Origin of the sequence: Ureibacillus sp. FSL K6-3587, assembly GCF_038593165.1 — a bacterium.
Classification (GTDB): Bacteria; Bacillota; Bacilli; order Bacillales_A; family Planococcaceae; genus Ureibacillus; species Ureibacillus suwonensis.
This window is the reverse complement of the sequence record NZ_CP151969.1, coordinates 1,445,954-1,464,478: the sequence shown is the minus strand read 5'-3', so window position 1 is coordinate 1,464,478 and position 18,525 is coordinate 1,445,954. Positions and strand designations below refer to the sequence as shown.

At 38.9% G+C, this 18,525-nt stretch carries 21 protein-coding genes; 6 read left to right on the top strand and 15 right to left on the bottom strand.

Translation table 11 applies throughout. From position 1 onward, the window contains the following. Positions 1-41 precede the first annotated feature (41 nt). On the bottom strand, positions 42-644 hold the full coding sequence (locus NSS77_RS07205) for a hypothetical protein (protein ID WP_342470988.1): 603 nt from the start codon (positions 642-644) through the stop codon (positions 42-44). A 525-nt stretch (positions 645-1,169) separates the two neighbouring features. After that, positions 1,170-1,310 (bottom strand): YpzG family protein, encoded by a 141-nt coding sequence (locus NSS77_RS07200; RefSeq protein WP_342470987.1) that lies wholly within the window; start codon positions 1,308-1,310, stop codon positions 1,170-1,172. A gap of 191 nt (positions 1,311-1,501) precedes the next feature. Here NSS77_RS07200 and NSS77_RS07195 point away from each other — a divergent pair, with 191 nt between their 5' ends. After that, positions 1,502-1,804, top strand: a complete 303-nt coding sequence (locus NSS77_RS07195; RefSeq protein ID WP_342470986.1) for a DUF1805 domain-containing protein — start codon at positions 1,502-1,504, stop codon at positions 1,802-1,804. 42 nt (positions 1,805-1,846) lie between these two features. Here the strand turns inward: NSS77_RS07195 and NSS77_RS07190 are convergent, their stop codons facing one another. Next, positions 1,847-2,977 (bottom strand): glycosyltransferase, encoded by a 1,131-nt coding sequence (locus tag NSS77_RS07190; RefSeq protein WP_342470985.1) that lies wholly within the window; start codon positions 2,975-2,977, stop codon positions 1,847-1,849. A gap of 334 nt (positions 2,978-3,311) precedes the next feature. Between NSS77_RS07190 and NSS77_RS07185 the strand changes: the two genes are divergently transcribed. Both NSS77_RS07185 and NSS77_RS07180 read left to right on the top strand, forming a co-directional pair. Beyond that, the gene (locus NSS77_RS07185) at positions 3,312-4,037 is read left to right on the top strand and encodes a glycosyltransferase family 2 protein (RefSeq protein WP_342470984.1); all 726 of its coding nucleotides are present in this window, start codon (positions 3,312-3,314) and stop codon (positions 4,035-4,037) included. Beyond that, positions 4,030-4,722, top strand: coding sequence for a glycerol acyltransferase (locus tag NSS77_RS07180; protein ID WP_342470983.1), 693 nt, complete (start codon positions 4,030-4,032; stop codon positions 4,720-4,722). The genes NSS77_RS07185 and NSS77_RS07180 overlap by 8 nt, the downstream gene beginning before the upstream one ends. A gap of 46 nt (positions 4,723-4,768) precedes the next feature. Here NSS77_RS07180 and NSS77_RS07175 read toward each other — a convergent pair whose 3' ends face one another. Next, entirely contained in the window at positions 4,769-5,278 is a 510-nt protein-coding gene (locus tag NSS77_RS07175) for a pyridoxamine 5'-phosphate oxidase family protein (protein ID WP_342470982.1), read from the bottom strand. A 179-nt stretch (positions 5,279-5,457) separates the two neighbouring features. Here NSS77_RS07175 and NSS77_RS07170 point away from each other — a divergent pair, with 179 nt between their 5' ends. Next, positions 5,458-5,685 (top strand): phosphate-starvation-inducible protein PsiE, encoded by a 228-nt coding sequence (locus NSS77_RS07170; RefSeq protein ID WP_342470981.1) that lies wholly within the window; start codon positions 5,458-5,460, stop codon positions 5,683-5,685. 40 nt (positions 5,686-5,725) lie between these two features. On the opposite strand, the gene NSS77_RS07165 is transcribed toward NSS77_RS07170, so the two are convergent. Then, the gene (locus tag NSS77_RS07165; RefSeq protein ID WP_342470980.1) at positions 5,726-6,061 is read right to left on the bottom strand and encodes a thioredoxin family protein; all 336 of its coding nucleotides are present in this window, start codon (positions 6,059-6,061) and stop codon (positions 5,726-5,728) included. A 66-nt stretch (positions 6,062-6,127) separates the two neighbouring features. On the opposite strand from NSS77_RS07165, the gene NSS77_RS07160 reads away from it, so the two are divergent. Next, on the top strand, positions 6,128-6,391 hold the full coding sequence (locus NSS77_RS07160) for a YqhV family protein (RefSeq protein ID WP_342470979.1): 264 nt from the start codon (positions 6,128-6,130) through the stop codon (positions 6,389-6,391). On the opposite strand, the gene corA is transcribed toward NSS77_RS07160, so the two are convergent. The 7 genes from corA to NSS77_RS07125 all read right to left on the bottom strand — a co-directional run bounded on the left by corA (position 6,392) and on the right by NSS77_RS07125 (position 14,102). Then, the gene (gene corA, locus NSS77_RS07155) at positions 6,392-7,342 is read right to left on the bottom strand and encodes a magnesium/cobalt transporter CorA (RefSeq protein WP_342470978.1); all 951 of its coding nucleotides are present in this window, start codon (positions 7,340-7,342) and stop codon (positions 6,392-6,394) included. Positions 7,343-7,375: 33 nt separating this feature from the next. Beyond that, a complete protein-coding gene (locus NSS77_RS07150) occupies positions 7,376-7,543 on the bottom strand; it encodes a hypothetical protein (protein ID WP_342470977.1) in 168 nt (55 codons plus the stop codon). Between the two features lies 1 nt (position 7,544). Further along, positions 7,545-8,711, bottom strand: a complete 1,167-nt coding sequence (locus NSS77_RS07145) for a Ger(x)C family spore germination protein (protein WP_342470976.1) — start codon at positions 8,709-8,711, stop codon at positions 7,545-7,547. Next, the gene (locus tag NSS77_RS07140; protein ID WP_342470975.1) at positions 8,701-9,810 is read right to left on the bottom strand and encodes an endospore germination permease; all 1,110 of its coding nucleotides are present in this window, start codon (positions 9,808-9,810) and stop codon (positions 8,701-8,703) included. The genes NSS77_RS07145 and NSS77_RS07140 overlap by 11 nt, the downstream gene beginning before the upstream one ends. Beyond that, on the bottom strand, positions 9,807-12,062 hold the full coding sequence (locus NSS77_RS07135; protein ID WP_342470974.1) for a spore germination protein: 2,256 nt from the start codon (positions 12,060-12,062) through the stop codon (positions 9,807-9,809). Before NSS77_RS07135 ends, NSS77_RS07140 begins: the two co-directional genes overlap by 4 nt. A 119-nt stretch (positions 12,063-12,181) precedes the next feature. Next, positions 12,182-13,132, bottom strand: coding sequence for a bile acid:sodium symporter family protein (locus NSS77_RS07130; protein WP_342470973.1), 951 nt, complete (start codon positions 13,130-13,132; stop codon positions 12,182-12,184). 88 nt (positions 13,133-13,220) lie between these two features. Continuing rightward, the gene (locus tag NSS77_RS07125; RefSeq protein ID WP_342470972.1) at positions 13,221-14,102 is read right to left on the bottom strand and encodes a LysR family transcriptional regulator; all 882 of its coding nucleotides are present in this window, start codon (positions 14,100-14,102) and stop codon (positions 13,221-13,223) included. Positions 14,103-14,237: 135 nt separating this feature from the next. On the opposite strand from NSS77_RS07125, the gene NSS77_RS07120 reads away from it, so the two are divergent. Continuing rightward, a complete protein-coding gene (locus NSS77_RS07120) occupies positions 14,238-15,206 on the top strand; it encodes a DMT family transporter (RefSeq protein WP_342470971.1) in 969 nt (322 codons plus the stop codon). Positions 15,207-15,295: 89 nt separating this feature from the next. Here NSS77_RS07120 and NSS77_RS07115 read toward each other — a convergent pair whose 3' ends face one another. The 3 genes from NSS77_RS07115 to NSS77_RS07105 all read right to left on the bottom strand — a co-directional run bounded on the left by NSS77_RS07115 (position 15,296) and on the right by NSS77_RS07105 (position 18,489). Then, the gene (locus NSS77_RS07115; protein ID WP_342470970.1) at positions 15,296-16,621 is read right to left on the bottom strand and encodes a globin-coupled sensor protein; all 1,326 of its coding nucleotides are present in this window, start codon (positions 16,619-16,621) and stop codon (positions 15,296-15,298) included. Between the two features lie 292 nt (positions 16,622-16,913). Then, a complete protein-coding gene (locus tag NSS77_RS07110) occupies positions 16,914-17,747 on the bottom strand; it encodes a radical SAM protein (RefSeq protein WP_342470969.1) in 834 nt (277 codons plus the stop codon). 181 nt (positions 17,748-17,928) lie between these two features. Beyond that, positions 17,929-18,489, bottom strand: coding sequence for a DUF4256 domain-containing protein (locus NSS77_RS07105; protein ID WP_342470968.1), 561 nt, complete (start codon positions 18,487-18,489; stop codon positions 17,929-17,931). Between the last annotated feature and the right edge of the window lie 36 nt (positions 18,490-18,525).

The window sequence follows — 18,525 nt, the reverse complement described above, 5'->3', positions numbered from 1 at the left end:
ATTTCATTCAAAGGTGCAACATTTCCCAAAGTTTTCATTCTTTATCCGACATTGTAACGATAGAGCTTGCCCAATCTCTTTTTGTTCATCACCAAATGGAATAACGGACCTTCATATTCCAATTGTAAATTGGATAAACATTGCAAATCATGGGGGGATACAAGGGAAACGGGTTTCCGGAAATTGAAATTTGCCCCTTCTTTTAATACGTGGGCAACAAATTGCGAGCAGAAATATGCATTTTTCCGATAAGAGGGTTTATTGAACGTGTATGTAATAAGCCCGGTCAGATTGTATTTATAATTTTGTTGATTCGTTTCAATGGCTTTTATGATTTCTTTCATGCGAAGAACTTGTTCATCGGTTGCCCAAAAACTGTAAATCGCCCCTCTGCTCCTTAAAAAAAGTTTATTCCGCAAATCTTCTTTTACAAACCCGCCGATAAATGGATTATTGGGATTTTTTCTCCCAAAACTGTACACTTCCTGAAAATCCGAATCAAAAGCGATGGAGGCATGATTATAATTTTTTCTCGTATAAAGTTTGATAATTCTCGTAAAAAGTGTTCCCGTATCAGTAAACAATAAATACACTTTCTCCATATCGACTTTCTCCTTTGTAATATACCCCCATTCTAAAGACAACGCATCAACCTATAAACCGACTAAAGAAATAAATTCTATTCAGTCTTAAGTCGTATTTTCAAATCCATTGGAAATAAAAGAGGTGGAAATCAGGTTGTTGAGGATTAGAGAAAAGATTATGGAAAAGGTGGATATTTGTGCGGAATTTATTTGTCAAATTGCGGACGTTTTCCATTTGTTTCGTTATTCAAAAAATAACAGAACCCGGAAGCTAAGTTCCGGGTCCGGATTTCACAAATTACGACATGAAACAATCAACTCAAAGGTGCTTGATCCATATTCAAATTTGCGCTTGAACAATGGACTTTTACTTCACCATTTTGAGTTTCGGTGGAGTATCAGAGTCAAAATTCTCAGTGATTTTGTCCATCGGAAATCCCTCCTGTTGTTCATGTCGCTTTGTCTTGTGAAATCATTATTTATTATGACTTTTTAAAAAAAATTTATACACGAAAAATCATTTTTTTAAAATTTTAAAACCCGGAAACTGAGTTCCGGGCCCTTTCACTGAATCGCCATGATGAGTTAGTATTGTCTTGCCTTCGCATCGGTTCTCAATAATTGGTTATGAAGCGATATTTCCGTTTGACCATTAATCAGCGATTTTTGATACTTCGGTTTCAAGCTTTGGTTTCTGAGTTTCGGAAAAGCATCTTTACCAGCCATCGGCAATCACCTCTTTCATCATGGTCGATTGTTTTGTGAAAGTATTCTTAGTATGAAATATTCGTCGGCAGTTATGCTTACCTTATATTTTCATTTTTTCGAAGCACACTTTGAATAAAAGGAAAATCCCGCACTTTATCAGAACATTTTTTCCATCGCTCCATATTTTATTAAAGAAAGGAGCGATGTGATTGATTTCCATTGAACCGATTGAATTGCAGGGACATATGTATACCGCCATCACTGTCCATTTGCCGAAAACAACTTTATTAACGATTTCCAATGAAATTGGATACATTATGTGCGGAGCGCTTGATGTACAATTATTGAACACCCGCCTTGCAGACAGAAAAATCATCGCCGGTCGTGCGGTTGGGGTTCGGACGATTGACGAATTGTTAAAAGCCCCTTTGGAATCCGTTACAACCGAGGCGGAAAAATTGGGGATTTTCAAAGGCATGATCGGAGAAGAAGCATTATTAAAAATGGTTTAATCATTTGTGCATAAAAGGAGGCTCCATTTGCCGAACCTCCTTTTAGCTTATAATTTGATGTTTACTTTCAATCAGAGCCATGACATCTTCATAAATAACCTCCGCGGCATTGGGGAAATGTATCTTTTTCATGTTTTTCATTATTCTGTTACGTCGCTCTTCGTCCGTGGCCAACCGGACCGCATGTTCAACCAATTCATCCGGATCATTTGCGACAATTGCCGCACCCTTCGATTGAAAATAATTCGCATTTTCCAACTCCTGGCCGGGTACAGGCCGATAAAGCAACATCGGCACTTGAACGGCAAGCGCTTCGCTCAACGTAATACCGCCCGGCTTTGAAATCATCACCGTCGCCATTTTCATCATTTCATCCATATGGTTTGTAAATCCAAATATCCGGACATTGGGACTTCGCGAAAATTCATCCAATAACTGCTTTTTTAAAACCTCATTCTTTCCGCAAATGACCAGTATTTGATACTCGCCATGGTCCAATATTTTTTTCATGACGCCTTCCATATCTTTTAAAACTCCATAAGCCCCTGTCGCAATTAAAATGACAGGTTTTTCAGCTTCCAAGCCATAAGAAGCCAACAACCGTTTCCGATCCACCGGCTGTTCAAACCGGGGATCGATCGGAATGCCTGACACTTTTATTTTGTTGACGTGAATGCCAACGCTTACCAAATTTTCTTTCAGCTCTTCCGTGGCAACATAATATCGGTCAACGGAATCGTGAACCCAATTTTTATGGGCCCGGAAATCTGTAATGACATGAACAATGGGAATTTGAATTCCTGTTCTTCTTTTCAATTCTGGCACAACCGGCATGGGAAAGGTGTTAATGATCACATCCGGCTGTACATCCTCCACCATCCCCTTCAGTTTTCTCATTCCATAATAGTTCAGGAATTTTATATCGAAAAACCTTTTGTTTCTGCTTCCTCCGTAATAAATTAATCCATATAGTTTTTTCCCGTAATTGAAACTTTTTATATATAAATATTTTGAAGCTCTCGTCAATAACGGATGGGAGACATGGTAAAGATCCGATTCTATTACATCGTTCTTTCCCATTTTGGAAAACGTTTTTTTTAAAGTATTTGAAACTTTTAAATGGCCGTTCCCATAGCTCCCCGTCAAAAGAAGAATCTTCAAATCCTTCTCCACAATATCACCCTCGATAACGGAATCCAACTTGATAGAAAATAAACCTCATAGGAATTGACTGTTTTCATCATAATTTTATGCTATATCAATTGTGAAAAATGAACATAAAAATGTTTTCTTAAGGGAAAATAAAATTTTATTAAAATAGTATATATTTAAATACCTTCCCGACTGTAATGAAATTTCTATTTTTGAATATATATGAATAAAAGATTCTTCGGCATCGATTTCATCATTCCCATAAATTCAAAATATTTCAAATTGTCTGTTTTATGCTATAATACTATCAATCTATTGTAAGGCCGACTTAAAAGTTGAGAAAGGAAGGGACGCTATGAACAAAGTCTGCGTTATCATTCCTGCCTTGAATCCGACTCGTGAATTGATCGACTATATTTACGAATTATTAAATTTTAATGTTACGGAAATTGTGGTTGTTAATGACGGAAGCATGGAAAGCTGCAAACCCATTTTCCATCAAATTCAACTGATCCAAAATTGCACAGTGCTGACACATGAAAGGAACAAAGGAAAAGGACGTGCATTAAAAACCGCCTTCGAATACATCCTGAAAAACCGAAATGTGCATGGAGTGATAACTGCTGACGCGGATGGTCAACATTCCGTCGAGGATGTAATCAACATCGCCAAAAAAATGGCCGATGTTCAGAACGGAATTCTCCTCGGTGTCCGGGATTTCGACCAGAATCACGTCCCTGCCAGAAGCTATGCAGGCAATAAAATTACAAGTTTTTTATTCCAATTATTATTTAAAATCAAACTTCAAGATACACAAACAGGCCTTAGAGGCATTCCGATCAAAATGCTTCCTTTCCTTCTTTCTTTGGAGGGGGAAAGGTATGAATATGAAATGAACATGCTGATTGCGGCTGCCAAAAGAAAAATCCCAATCCGTCAAATTCCGATTCAAACCATTTACATCAACAAGAATAAAAGCTCCTATTACCATCCGTTCAAAGACTCATTAAAAATCTTTTCAATCATCATTTCCGGAAGCGTCGCCAATAAAAAGCTGAACGAAGGTGAAGAGCATGTCTAATATTTACGGCAAGTTCTTCCTGTTGTCCCAATGGATCGTCCGAAAAATATATCCTTCCTATCGCGTCCAAATCCATGAAAAAGTAAAAGATCCTGTTGTGTACATTTCCCATCATCAAAACCTTTTCAATCCTTTTGTTATTTATTTATGGTTTCCAAAGAGTTTGAGAACCTGGATTCTGCATGTATTTCTTGACCGGAAAATGTGCTTTCGGCAATATGTGGATTATACCTTTACAAAACGGTTTGGCATGAATCGGACTATCGCTAAAATTTGCGCATATCCCGTTTCGTTTATTATTTCAGCCCTTTTAAAATCCGGGAAAGGGATACCTGTATACAGGGAGTCAAGAAAAATTCTGGAGACTTTCCGCTTATCGGTGGAAGCGTTAAAAAGAGGGGAAAGCATCGCCATTTATCCAACAATCGACTATACGAACACTTCCAATGAAGCGAAGGATATGTATGAAGGCTATCTTTTTATCGAAAAATATTATTTTAAAGAAACAGGCAAACATGTTCATTTTGTGCCGTTATACGTCAGCAAAAACAATCGGCTCATTATTTCGGATGAGCCCATCGCTTTTCAGGAAGGCGAAGATTTTTCAAGCGGTCAAAAACGGATCGGGGAATACATGAAAAACAAACTGCAAGAATTGGCGAAACAATGCGGGGATATTGAGTAATAGACAAAATAGAAAAGCGACTTAACAAATTAAGTCGCCCATTTTTTTAATGGCTGATGGCATCGCTCAATTTCCCTGTGATGTCCTCAATCTCCACTTCGAATACCTCCGTCTTTGGCAATATAGGATATCCGCCATTTTCAAATTGCCAATTTGGGTCTCCATATTTTTTCCAAAGACAATCATAAAACCATTCTTTCTTTTGCTCATCTTCAATGCGATGAATCTTTCCAAACACGACGACGCTTATATATGCCAAAGCCGATTGGCAGGCATATTTTTTTCCTGGAACGATTTCTCCCATCTCGCACACTTCAATACAAATCCGCGGATTCTTTTTAATATTTTCCCAAAAATGGCTTTCTCTCAAATTTCCTATATGCAAATATAATTTTGTTCCCTCTTCATAGACAAAAACAAATGGAATCACGTAAGGATAGCCATCTTCGCCCACCGTTGCCACATGGGCCACTTTCGCCTTTCTTAAAAAATCATATGCATCTTCGACAGAAATTTCTCTTTTTTTATTGTGAATGATTCCTCTCACTTCACTCATCCCCTTTCCTTAAATATATATTCTAAATACATCTTTTAAAATCCTTTAAAAAGGGAAAAATTTTTATAATCCCTCCTCTTTGAATAAAAAATTCCATTTCACGTCTGTATTTCAATATCCAAAAATATATAATATTATGGTACTATGGAACATAGGAAAACTTTTAGGGGGAATGAAATATGGGTAGTAAAGCTTTAAGAACAGATGCAAAAATTGTACCTGAACGCAAAGAAGAAGCGTTAAAAATTCTAGACAGTTTAATTATTAAACTATTTGTGAGCGTTCTTGACGAAAAACAAATTATTGAACGCCATATTTTAAAAGAACGCCTTGCAAACCTAATTCAACTTTCAGAACATGACGAAGAGTTAAAAGAAACATTACACGCACTAGTAAACGAATTATAATGATGAAAAGGAGACGTCCGTTCAGAACGCCTCCTTTTTCTTATCCCTCATACAGCCTGGAAATTTTGCCGATTTTCTCTTTCAACAAGTCCATATGCACAATTCCGGCTTCCCGGAAATATTCCTTTCCTTCCACAAAGAACAATAATGCCGGAACCGAAAAGACCGAAAAACGGCCCGCGATTTCCTTCACCTCTTCCGCATCGATAGATCCCAAAGCAATGCGGTGATCGCTTTCCAACAGCTTCTCCACTTGCGGAAGCAGCGCATGGCAAACCCCACAATCCGTTCTTGAGATAAAAAGAAAAGCAAGCGGATTTTGTTCAATAAATGAATTCGCTTCATCCAAAGAAGATAATTTAATCAATTGACTCACCAAACCATTAATATTTTTTCATGGACAAGCATATCATGTTCCAAGAAACAGCGGAAGGATGAAGGATTGGAAAGTGCATTGCTCTACATGGTGTTATTAAGATTTTTATCCGGCAGCATCGAATTATCCGCAGCGACCCTCATGTGGAAATTCAATGACTTGGAAAAAGCCCTGATGATCAATTCCATGTTGGCGTTGGTTGGTCCGACGATCTTGATTGTGACTACCGGCATCGGCATCAGCGGACTTTCCGGGCAAATCTCTTTCTTGAAAATGCTCTTTCTCTTCGCAGGCATTGTGTTCATTATTATCGGAATGAGAATCAAATGATTAAAACCAGCCTTTTCTTTTGAACCACAAAAGCATTGATGCACCAATGAGAAACATGACGAAAAGGGTCGCAAAATAACCATACTTCCAGGACAATTCAGGTATGTTTCGAAAGTTCATTCCATAGATTCCGGCAATGAATGTTAATGGGGCAAAAATGGAGGTGATAATCGTAAGCACCTTCATGACATTGTTGGTTTGATGGGCGTTCAATGATATATAGCTGTCCCGGATATCCGCCGTCACTTCACGATTGGACATGACCATTTCCGACAATTTTAATAGATGGTCATGGATATTGGAAAAATATTCTCTCCTTTCATCAATCTGATTCAGGTTTAAATGATGGGAATTCAACATGCGATATAGCAAATCCCTCATCGGGTTCACGGAATGCAACAATTTTAGCAACATATTTCTTGTTTCCATCAAGTCGTTCATCGGCTGGATACCCGTTTGCTGCATAATGATCTTTGCAAGTTCATCCTCTATTTTGTAAACAATGGGAAAATAATTATCGACAATTTTATCTAATATTTCGTAAAAAACGTAATAGGGATCCCATTGTTGTACGGAAGTTGCCGCAATCAATTCATTCCATACTTTGATCACCTCCACTGAAGGTTGTTTATGAAAAGTGACAATGAACGTTTCCCCTACAAAAAAATCCAGCTCTTCCTTAATCAGTTCACCATTCTCTTCACGAAGGGTATGGGTTATAAAAAACGTATAATGGTTAAAATAATCCAGCTTCGGTCTTTGAAGGTCCTGCACACAATCCTCAATCGCCAAAGGATGAAAATGAAACGTGTCTGATAAATACCGGATTTCTTCTTCCGTCGGTTCGCTGAAATCCACCCAAAACCATTTGAAACCTGAAAAGAGGATCTGATTTAAGGAATCCCCTTTTTCCAAATGGCCTTCCTTTGTAATACCGATGTAGTAAATCATGGGATACACCTTTTCTTTCAGTTTCGACGATTTTCACGATTGTTGATTTTTAATTTTTTGACGGTCTTCCTGTTTCCAAGGAGGGTCTATCTTCTGATGGATTTTCTCGTTGACTTTGTAAACCAACAGTGGAACAATGAAAGCCGCAATCATGCCCAAAATCGTAGGCATATCCGGCACCAATTTAACAATAAAGTCCATCTCACTCACCTCTTGGAGTAGTTGTCCGGTTAATACTTCCCGGTTCCGCAATTGTGAGCTTCACATTAAGATTAATTTCGCTATTGGAGAAATAATTTGCTCCTTCCTCCCAATCCCCTTCAATTTTTTTCCATATTTTTGGATGGTAATGATGTAAGTATTCACCCAACCCCATCGCATCTGTTCGGAAGTCTTCCTGTAGACGTTTGATTGCGCTCTTCACCATTTCTTCCACTTTTCTCTTTGAAGCACGTTCCAATTCCGTCAATACTTCACGTTTGAAAAAATCGTTCCATCCGGCCTGTTCAGCAAGACTCGCGGTCATTTTTATATCCAGGGCAAACTTCATTTGTTTCGGATCCGGATTTACAAGAGTAAATTTACTTTTAATACTTCCTATTTCAACCGTAATTTCTTCATTATCCAATGTTCCTGTTATTGCGCCATTGTTTTTCATTCCCCGAATAAAACTCAACCCTTTTGCTTCATCATCCTTCAACGTGCCGATCATCCGCTCCTGAGGGCCGTTATAAATGGCTATTTCACTATAGTCAATCTCCCTGTCACTCTTCTTTTTGATTTGTGCCATCGGAAAACTCATTTTTGAATAAAGCTTTTCATCAATATCCCCGATTCTGATTAAATCCACCACATTCAAATCCTCTTTATTTTCCAGCAGTTCGATAATGTATTCGCCCGGTATTTTCTCGTGTTCCGCCTCAACCTCCAACAATTCCCACGCATCTCCGCTGGAAACGGCAATCTTGATTCCCCTCCGCATGGTTTTGGAACGGAAAAACAGATCAAAATAATCTTTAAACGCACCGGGTTGTTTCATGATTTCTTCAGAAAAAATAATGGCGTCTAAATGGGTTGTATCCAACACCCGGCTGGTCTTTTTCGCAATTTCCTGATTGATTTCAAAAAGGGACCTTCCAGTGCCTGAAAGATTTCTGAAGGGTTTCCCTTGCCCGCCGCCAGCCGCTATGGTGGAAATATTCTCAGGGTTCACCAGTTGTTCTGTAAATTTGACTTCCCCCGGATTATCCGTGGCATCAATCGCCACTACCGATATGAATGCCCGTTGTTCAATTTCAATTTGATCCCAACAACCGGATAAAAGGATTGCTGAAATGATGAAAATCCATACCGGAGCTCTATTCCCCACCGGACTTCCCACCTTTGATTTTAAATGCCACACCCAATAAAATCGTTACAATGATCAAATAGAACAACGTAAAATAGCCAAGACCTTTGTTATAATAAATTAATTCCAAATAACTTTTTGGCAACATGCTGATATAGAAAATGATGGGCGACAGGATCAAGATGGCGGTCATTTTTTTCAATCTACGAAAAAGCATCCGGAGGGCCATCACGGCAGTATCAAAGCCCATCATTGCAGATGTAAAAAAAATGATTGTCCAAAACACAAATAAAATCGCGTCAAAACGGTCGAAAAAACCGCCGGGAATTTCAACCGTTCTCGACAAATCAAATGTCGGATAAAACAAATTGCCTGTTGTGACATTTCCAAAAACGGATATGCAAACAAGAAAAATAATGAGATAACAAAAAGTGGAAATCGAAACCGCCATGACAGACAATTTTGGAATTTTTTTCGGATTTTTCACAAGAGCGATATAAAAAAAGTTGATGATAAAACCTAAAAAACAAATGGTGCTTGTACCGGTCGATTTTATATATCCCGTAAAATCCGTTTGGAAGATGGGAAACAATTCTTTCAATTGCACAATACTGATTGGCAGAAAAATGACCAATAACAACCCGACAAGTAAAATCGGGAAAAAAAGAATATTCAAACGGAAAATGGCGGCCTGGGAACCGGACACCGCATAGACGACAACAAGCAAAAATGTAAGTGCAATGATTTCCTCGGGAGTCCGGTCAAACAAGTATTGATGGGAAAGGAAGACGATTTCACTTACATTAAATGCGGAAACCGCAGTAAACAGCAGTGAAAAAATAAATGTAATCACAAAAGCAACCGGCTTGGAAAGCAGGAAGGAAGCGTAGGAATAAAAGGATTGATTCGGAAAGGAAATGGCAATTTTCGAAACAATCCAGGCAAAAAGGCTGGCAATCAGACCACCCATCAAGATGGAAATCCAGCCATCCGAGCCGGACGTATCTTGTGCAATCACCCTTGGAAAGGTCAGTGTCAACACTCCAATAATATTGGTTATGATAGAAATGAAAAGATCCCGGTCGATAATGATTCCTACCGTATCGGGCGATCGATTCATTGCCTTTGACCCCCACTGTTCACTTTTTGCAAATCCAATGGCTCCGAATATGGCGGACGTCTTTTGAGTGTCGTAATAGGTGTGCGGATAACAAGGTTATTTAAACTGTCAAGGAAATATGGAGCAATCGGCGCTGAGTATGGAATGCCCATACTTTTTAGATTGACGACATGAATGCAGAGCATAATGAAAACAAGAATAATTCCATATAGTCCTAAAATGGATGCCGCAATAACAAAAATGAATCTTAAAATACGGAAACTGATGGACGTGCTGTAGTTCGGAATCGTAAAGGAACTCATGGCGGTAAGGGATGTAATAATCACCAATGCCGGACCGACAATCCCCGCACTGACTGCAACATCGCCGATGACCACCCCTCCAACGATGCCGACGGTCTGGCCGATCGGTTTCGGAAGCCGGATCCCTGCTTCTTGCAATATTTCAAAGGTGACGGCCATCAAAAGCACTTCGATGAGGGCCGGAAACGGCACCCCTTCCCTTGCGGCTGTGATCGCCAAGATTAATTGGGTAGGAAGCATGCCCGGATGAAAAGAGGTCAATGCCACATAAAGCCCAGGCAAAAATAAGGCGATCAATACTGAAAAAAATCTTAACAATCTCATGGAAGATGCAACAATCCATCGCTGGCTGAAATCTTCCACTGTTAAAAAAGCATCTCCCACCGTAATGGGTGTCACTATGGCAAAGGGACTTCCATCCAAAAAAATGACCACTTTCCCCTGCATAAGATTGTAACTCACCCGATCGGGTCTTTCCGAATCGAGCACTTGCGGGAAAGGGGATAAGGAACTATCTTCTATCCATTGTTCAACGATTCCCGAATCCGGAACAAAATCTATGTCTATTGTTTTGAGTCTCCTCTTGACTTCATCCAAAATATCCGGATTGGTGATTCCTTCCACATAACAAACGGCCACTCTTTGATTGGATCGTCTTCCTATTTCATAACTTTCGATGCGGAGATTCGGATCTTTTAATTCCCTTCTTAGCAGCGAAATGTTTGTATCGATATCTTCAATGAATGATATTCGGGATCCACGGATAACCGTTTCTGACTGTGATTCCTCGAGGGAACGCTTTTCAGCCCCGGCCGTTCCCATCTCAAGGGCCATCTTTTCCCCTTCAATCATGAAAATGGAACTTCCACATAAGAGGGCATCAATCACTTGTTGAAAAGTGTTGATTTTTTTTGTATTTGTGATTGCAATAACTTCCTGATTGATTTGCTCAAGTGGGTTCTCCTTAAACTGTTTGTCCCTGGCCTTCTCTTGCAGCGTTCTTAATATGTTGTCATCCACGATTTTTGAGTTTGCCAGACCACTGATATAAAGGATGCTGCATTGGATTTTTGAAACTGTTTGCTCATTCTTTTCATCCATAAACAGCTGTGTATTGGTGGATGTTTGTTGGTCTGGAGTCGGATCGTCTTCGAAAAGTTCCAATCTTAATTCCCGGACAACTAAATCATACGGATTTCCCAAGATTTTTTTAATGTATTCAATATTGTCCTCCAGCTTTTTATAAATCAGTACACTGATTTGAGCGGATACATTTTGATCCGTGTTTGGCATCGGTTTTTGATGATTTGGCTGTTGGCTTTGACTGTTTTGCATGTCTTGGGCTTGGTTGTTTTGATTCGATTGGCTTCCCTGTCCATCGCCTTGATTCGATTGATTGGCTTGATTTGGTTGGTTGCCCTGTCCATTGCCCTGATTCAATTGGTTGGCTTGATTTGGTTGGTTGCTTTGATTATTTTGATTTGCTTGATTGTTTTGATTGAATTGATTGTCTTGATTGATTTGAACTGCTTGATTAGTTTGATCTGCTTGATTTGCCTGACCCCCTTCACGGTTCTGATTGCCTTGAGGGTTGTCAGGCTGAAGTTGGACATGCTGATTATTCGTCTGGCTAAAAGAAACCAATGGTTGGTTTTGATTATTTTGAGTATTTGATTGAATCTGCCGGTTTTGTTGATCCGTTATTGGTTGTCCATTGTTTTGACTTTCCTTTTGATTTTCCGGATTCCCCTCTTGGGCATCCATTATATGTTGAACACTGGAACTTAATTTTTGATCATTTTCTGTGCTTCCACTCATATTGGATTGGTTGTTTGATCCGCCCAAGTTTTCGTTCTGTCCGGAGAATTGCTGCAACATTTCATTTCGCTTGTTTGCGGAATTTGCATTGGTTGAACTTTTCTTCGGCACTTTTCGGTAAAAACGTCTCATACATATACTCCCACTTATAACATTTACTTTTAATGTGGTTCATTAATTAGTTTTTATACCATTCATCTACCAATAAATAAAAAAAACTGTCCAAAGATCTCCTTTGAACAGTTTTTGCATTAATATTCCAAATTAAATTTTTGCTGATATTTTTCAAGGATTTTACCGAATTGGGATGCCAATACTTGTTGAAACAGCATGCCGAACACCACAGGAAGAACCGATCTCGCCGGGAAATAGGTGCTTGCCACAACCACACCGACAGCGATATTCCGCATGCCTCCTGTAAAAACAAAGGTCGTGATCAAGTCCATTTTCCGCCATAAGAAATGCCCTATTAAAATACAGAAACTATAACCGGATAAAGAGACGACTAAAACCAACAAAATGATATCCATAATTTCCCAAGATATATTTTTTATATATGGCGCAATCACACTGCTATTGATAAACACAATGAGAAAAATGCTTAATTTCTGCATCGGTGCAAACACTCTGTTCAGCTTCGATACAAAATCCGCTTTTCCCCATTCATTCACAAGCATACCGAGAATGGATGGAAGCACCACCATCCAAATTAAATCCAACATGATGGATGTGGTATCAATCATCACTTTCCGCCCCACTGCTATTTTGGAAAGAAGCGGGAAGACAATCGGGGAGAGGAGCGTATCGATTAAGATAATGGACAGTCCCAGCGGTTTATTTCCATTGCAGATGCTGACCCAAATAAAACTGGTCACACCCGTTGGAACGGCTACGGACAAAATAAAACCGACCGTCAGTAAATGATCATCAAATACAAGTATGGATAATATGTACGCCCAAATCGGCATGAGAATATGCAAAAAAGCAATTGTCAACAAAATAAATTTCGGATGTTTCCTGACACTTCGCAAGCCTTGAAAATTGATGCTGATGCTTCCTGCAAAGGTCATCACCGCAAAAATCCAAGGAACGAGGAACCGCAAATGCCCACCAATTTCATCTAAAAAAACCCCTATGACAAGACTTAAAGGGGTCAAAACGGGCATCAATTTTTGCAGCTTGGCATTAAAGGTCGTTAACATGCAAAAATCCTTCTTTCATTCCAAGTAAGAACAGATGATTTATATATTTTAACAATTCTATTAAAAAAATAAAAATAGCTATCGGATATTAATTTGATTCAAGATTGCGATAAATGGCCTCTTTGCTTTTCTCAATCGTTTCCAAAAATTTTTCCATGCTGGCCGTTAAATAGGAATCTTTTCTTCGAATGAAAACGGTTTTTACTTTGCTGTATTGTTCCGGCAACCGGTGGCACCGAATCTCACCGCTTTGTTCAAGGTGTGAAACTGCGGATTTTGGAACGAAGGAAACTCCCAGCCCCATCGCAACGCTTCGCAATATGGTTTCCAATGTGCCAAACTCCATAATTTTTTGCGGTGCAATGTTTTGATCTTTATACCATTGTTCAAGCCGCGCACGGTAGCCGCAACCGGTGCTGAAGCATAAAAACGGCTCATGTTTTAATTCTTCCATTGTTCGTTCGCGGCAATCCGAAATCAACACAAGTTCCTCATCAAAAACATCAAAAACTTCCAGTTCGGGGTGGAAGTTGGATTTTGTCACGAAAGCGCCATCCAACTTATGATTGAGCACCTCTTTTTCCAAACTCTCCGTCACCCCTGTAAAAAGAGACAGCTCCACATTTTTATATTTTTTTATATATGAAGATAAAATGATTGGCAGATGATAAACGGTCTCCACCGTACCAATTTCCAATTTTCCGGTTGGTTCATCATGATTTTTAACGGCTTTTTTCATTTCGTCTGTGAGCTTCAGTATTTTTTCACTATATGATAATAGTTTTTTTCCTTCCGGCGTTAACGTCATTCCACGGCGGTGTCGATGAAATAAAGGTGTGTTCAGTTCGGCTTCCAGTTTCTGAATGCGGGACGTAACATTCGATTGGACATAATTCAATTCTTTTGCCACTTCTGTGATTGTCCCCTTTTCCGCCACCAATTGAAATATTTCTAAATCCTTTAATTCCACAATTAAACCTCCTTGATTGCCACTCTCTCTTCATCACAAAAAATGATAGTAACCATCCATTTTATTCATTTTACGTGATATTAAATTGAAGCTAATATTGATTATAACAATTTTTGCAGAAAGGGGTAGCTTAAATTGAAGAATAAAATTCTCATTGGGGCACTACTATGCTTTATAGCAGCTGTTTCATGGGGAGCCATGTTTCCGGTGGCCCATTCCGCCTTCCGATTTATCGATCCTTTTTACTTCACCATTTTCCGTTATGGAACCGTCACTATCATTCTCGCTGGAATTTTGTATTGGCGGGAAGGGAGAAAGGCCTTTCGTTTAGAAGGGAAAGGTTTGCCTCTCTGGTTTTACGGCACAATGGCCTTTACCGTTTATAATTTATTTATTTTCTTGGGGCAAGATTTGCTGGGGCAATCCGGTGTGATGGCCGCTTCCATTATGGAATCCCTCATGCCTATGATTTCCATTGTTATTGCGTGGATTTTCCTTAAGCATCGGCCGCTGTCTTTTACATTGGTTTGTGTTCTTTTTTCTTTTGCCGGTGCTTGTTTCGTCATTACGAAGGGAGATATTCAGTCATTTTTCAGAGCGGCTGATAGTATCATTCCGGTTTTTCTGTTATTAATAGCAGTCATTAGCTGGGTCATTTACACAATCGGCGGGAGTCGATTTGATGGATGGTCTCCGTTGCGTTATTCCACTTTAAGCTGTTTGCTTGGAACATTGACAGCATTCATTATCACAATTGGGGCAACGCTTTTTGGGGTTGTATCGTTTCCTGTGAAGAACGATTTAGTTGAAGTTGTGCCCCATTTGCTCTTTATGATTATCTTTCCCGGGGTTATTGCGTTACTCGGTTGGAATATTGGAGTCAGTTTATTATCCCCGTTAAATGGGTTGCTCTTTATCAACTTTGTTCCGGTAACAACCTTATTCATTTCCCTCATACAAGGTTATGCCTTAACCATTTTTGAGACAATCGGAACCATTTTCATCATTTCCGCCCTCATCTCGAACAATATTTTTCTGAGATTTGTAGAAAAGAGAAAATCCAATGTTCAAAAGAGCCAAACTTTCCAAGAAAGGCCTTTATAAATGAGGCAAAATCAGTAAATGATTATCCAATCCCCGTTGGATAATCATTATTGTGTATAAATACTAAAATCCGTTTATTCCTGAAAGTATTAGAGGTTCACTGTTTTTTCATACAATTCTTTTGCTTGATTTGCGACATCGGAAGTATAATGTTTAATTTTTTCAATCGTTTCCACAAGATTTTCAATATCTTTTCCGACGACTTCAATTTTATTTTTGCTATCCTGCAGCGATACTTCGATTTGATAGAAGGTATCTTTTACTTTTACACCGCTTTCCAAGCCGGATGTGACTGTATCCCGGATCATGGAAGTTGTAGAGACTGTATCTTTCGTAATTTTGGATGTACTTTCAATAATTTCCGTAATTTGTTTAACCGATTCTTTGGATTGGTTCGCCAGTTTGCGCACTTCTTCCGCAACGACAGCAAACCCTTTTCCGTGTTCTCCTGCTCTCGCCGCCTCAATAGCCGCGTTTAACGCAAGGAGATTTGTTTGATCAGCAATTTGAGTGACAAGAGAGATAATGTTGTTGATTTTGTCCGATGCTTTTTGTTGTTCCAGTACAAGAGTTTCCATTTCTTTTGTCTTCTCTGAAATGGAGTTTATTTTCTCTTTCAATTCTTCCATTAATATATTGCCGTTGTTTGTATTCTTCTCCATTTCTCTGACATCATGGATATAGCTTTCGGTATCGTTCTTAATTTCATTCGAATAATGAATAATCTCTTTAATGGAATTTGTCGTCTCTTCAGAAAGGTGCGCCAAATTTTTTGTGATGAGGGATAAATTGTTTTTCAATTCCCCTTTCACTTTTTCGTGCTGAATATGTATATGTTCCCTTTTTTCTTTTTCATACTCTTCCAGAACAATTTGTGTTTCAAAGTTGATCAGTTTTGTACACAGGAGAGTGGCTTTTTCGATGCTTTCCCTTGACCAATCACTCCGGCTAATAATATTAATGAAGGAATTCAATATATTTTGAAAGGCGCCGATGTACCATTTTGGAATTAATCCGATTTTCAAATGCGCTTGTGCGATTCTTATCCTTTTTTCAATAAATGCTTTATCTATTTTTCCGGAAAACATCTCTAAAATATGTATTTTCAAAGTCTTTTTCAACCGTTCAACAGAACTGTGTTTATTGATGATTTCATTCAGAACTGGAATGGAAGTGAGATCCCCATAGAATGCGTTTACGATTTCTTCAATATTTTTTTCAATATACGGTTTTAGGCAAGCTAATAATTGTAAATCGTTCTCCGTCAAATTAATCAATTTTAATTGTTTGGGTATATCAGAATCACCGTTTACATTCATTCTTTTCTCTTGAAGACCCACCGCTTCCGCCCATTTTGGCTCATCTTGGCTTGCTTTAATTTTGCTGTTTTTGCTGAAACTTTTAAATAACACCATTTTTATCCCTCCCATATAACCGAAACCCAAAATAAGACTTATTTCCTAGTGAATCTTTCGGCAAATTTTCAAAAATTAAAAAACCAATTATATTAATAGTTCTTTTGCACCATTAATTTTATTTAAAAAAATTGAACCGCTACAATATTAACTATTATTATAAATCATTTTTCTTATTTTGTGTAAATTTTCGGAAGTTGAAAATTAAAATATTTTTTTATTTTTCTAATATACATGGGAATAATTTATCATTTGTGGATAAACTTTTATACTTTTTTACCCCTCAATCCGGTTATTTTAAAAAAGCTTCCTGTTTGGATACGCGAATCATTTCACTTGGAAAGAATTGTTTGAAATAATTTTCCACTTTGACATGTAAGTTCTGTTGGTACCATTCCGAAAATTGATTTTCTGAAAAGAGTTGAGGCATTTTTAAACGGGCAGAACGTTTTCCTGCCGCTCCATCACCAATCGTCAATGTATCTATCCATATATAATCGGCAATGCCATCAAGTTTTTTGGGAAACCCGGGAGTGAATGGCAACACCGGGGAAATGGCCGCTTGTGTTGTAACTTGGGCAAGGTGCAATTTTTCCAGCGTTTCAATCCGTTTTTCTATGCTTGGGGCGAAAGGGGCAAAAACCCGTTTGACATCCTCCCGATCCGTTTCAACGGTCATGGATACGATCAATTTGCATTGTTCTTTCAGTTGGACAAGCAGATCTATATCCCTTTCAATCAAAGGGCCCCTTGTTTGAATGACAAGGAGATCCGGGGGATTTTGGAGCATTTCTTCCAATATCCCCCTTGTGATGCACGCCTTTCTTTCAATCGGCTGATATGGATCCGTTGCGGAAGACATATAAAGATTGATGGGACGTTCTTTTTTTCGAAGTTTTATGATTTCTTTCCTGTAAACTTCCCGCGCATTCATTTTGATATCCACCCATTCGCCCCATGAAATTCCTTTAAACTTTTGAATCGGCAATTCGCGGACATAACAATAGCGGCAAGCAAAAGCGCAGCCGCCATAAGGATTCAATGAATGGGTAAATCCGATATCCAGATACCCAGACGCTTCCGTCAGTATTGATTTTGAAAGAATCTCTTTATATTGGATAGCCATATCATCTTCTCCTTTAAAAACTTGTTTTTGAAAGTGTTGAGAGACTTTCTGGAAATGCGGCAATTACCGTGAAAACAGGGGCAAGAAAATAGACCATATACCGATGATTGCATCTGGCACATCATCCCTTCCTGCAAACAATAGGACAGGGGAAAATCTCCCACATATGATTGGTGCGAGGTTATACCCTCAACAACCCGCGAAATCCTCTGGAACTGTAATAAGAATCCGCTCCATTGTGATAAACAAAAACATGGCCATAACGACAGTCACAAAACAATGCCCCGCCCCGCTGGCGGATATCCTCCGGCGTCAAAATCCAACTGGATGTTTTGGTGTCGAAAGGCTCCAATTTTTGCAGTTCGCGGTATTGTGCTTCCGTCAACATCTCAATGCCCATTTCTTTTGCCAAATCCATCGCGCTGTTTTCAGGCTTGTGTTTTTTTCTCGACTCCAATGCTTCACGGTCATAACAAAGGCTTCTGCGCCCTTTGGGACTTTCTTTGGAGCAATCGCAAAACAGATATTCTTCTGTCTTTTCATCATATCCTATTACATCAGGTTCCCCTTCAGTTATTTCCATTTTATATAAAGACCCAAGCTTATCCGGATTCGCTTCCAGTTTCTCCTGAATCGGTCCCCAATCCAATCCTTCATGGCGATGCATATTTTTTTCAAAGCGCTCCTTCAGTATGCCAATTAACTCTTCCTGTTGCGCTTTTGTTAAAATCTGTTGATCCATCCATCATTTCTCCCTCATTGTTATATTTCCGTATTA

Bases quoted from the DNA above. Each gene is read 5' to 3' on its own strand.
- NSS77_RS07200 (WP_342470987.1), bottom strand. From the start codon at position 1,310: ATGGCTGGTAAAGATGCTTTTCCGAAACTCAGAAACCAAAGCTTGAAA.
- NSS77_RS07185 (WP_342470984.1), top strand. From the start codon at position 3,312: ATGAACAAAGTCTGCGTTATCATTCCTGCCTTGAATCCGACTCGTGAA.
- NSS77_RS07180 (WP_342470983.1), top strand. From the start codon at position 4,030: ATGTCTAATATTTACGGCAAGTTCTTCCTGTTGTCCCAATGGATCGTC.
- NSS77_RS07175 (WP_342470982.1), bottom strand. From the start codon at position 5,278: ATGAGTGAAGTGAGAGGAATCATTCACAATAAAAAAAGAGAAATTTCT.
- NSS77_RS07170 (WP_342470981.1), top strand. From the start codon at position 5,458: ATGGGTAGTAAAGCTTTAAGAACAGATGCAAAAATTGTACCTGAACGC.
- corA (WP_342470978.1), bottom strand. From the start codon at position 7,342: ATGATTTACTACATCGGTATTACAAAGGAAGGCCATTTGGAAAAAGGG.
- NSS77_RS07150 (WP_342470977.1), bottom strand. From the start codon at position 7,543: ATGGACTTTATTGTTAAATTGGTGCCGGATATGCCTACGATTTTGGGC.
- NSS77_RS07140 (WP_342470975.1), bottom strand. From the start codon at position 9,810: ATGAATCGATCGCCCGATACGGTAGGAATCATTATCGACCGGGATCTT.
- NSS77_RS07135 (WP_342470974.1), bottom strand. From the start codon at position 12,062: ATGAGACGTTTTTACCGAAAAGTGCCGAAGAAAAGTTCAACCAATGCA.
- NSS77_RS07130 (WP_342470973.1), bottom strand. From the start codon at position 13,132: ATGTTAACGACCTTTAATGCCAAGCTGCAAAAATTGATGCCCGTTTTG.
- NSS77_RS07115 (WP_342470970.1), bottom strand. From the start codon at position 16,621: ATGGTGTTATTTAAAAGTTTCAGCAAAAACAGCAAAATTAAAGCAAGC.
- NSS77_RS07110 (WP_342470969.1), bottom strand. From the start codon at position 17,747: ATGGCTATCCAATATAAAGAGATTCTTTCAAAATCAATACTGACGGAA.
- NSS77_RS07105 (WP_342470968.1), bottom strand. From the start codon at position 18,489: ATGGATCAACAGATTTTAACAAAAGCGCAACAGGAAGAGTTAATTGGC.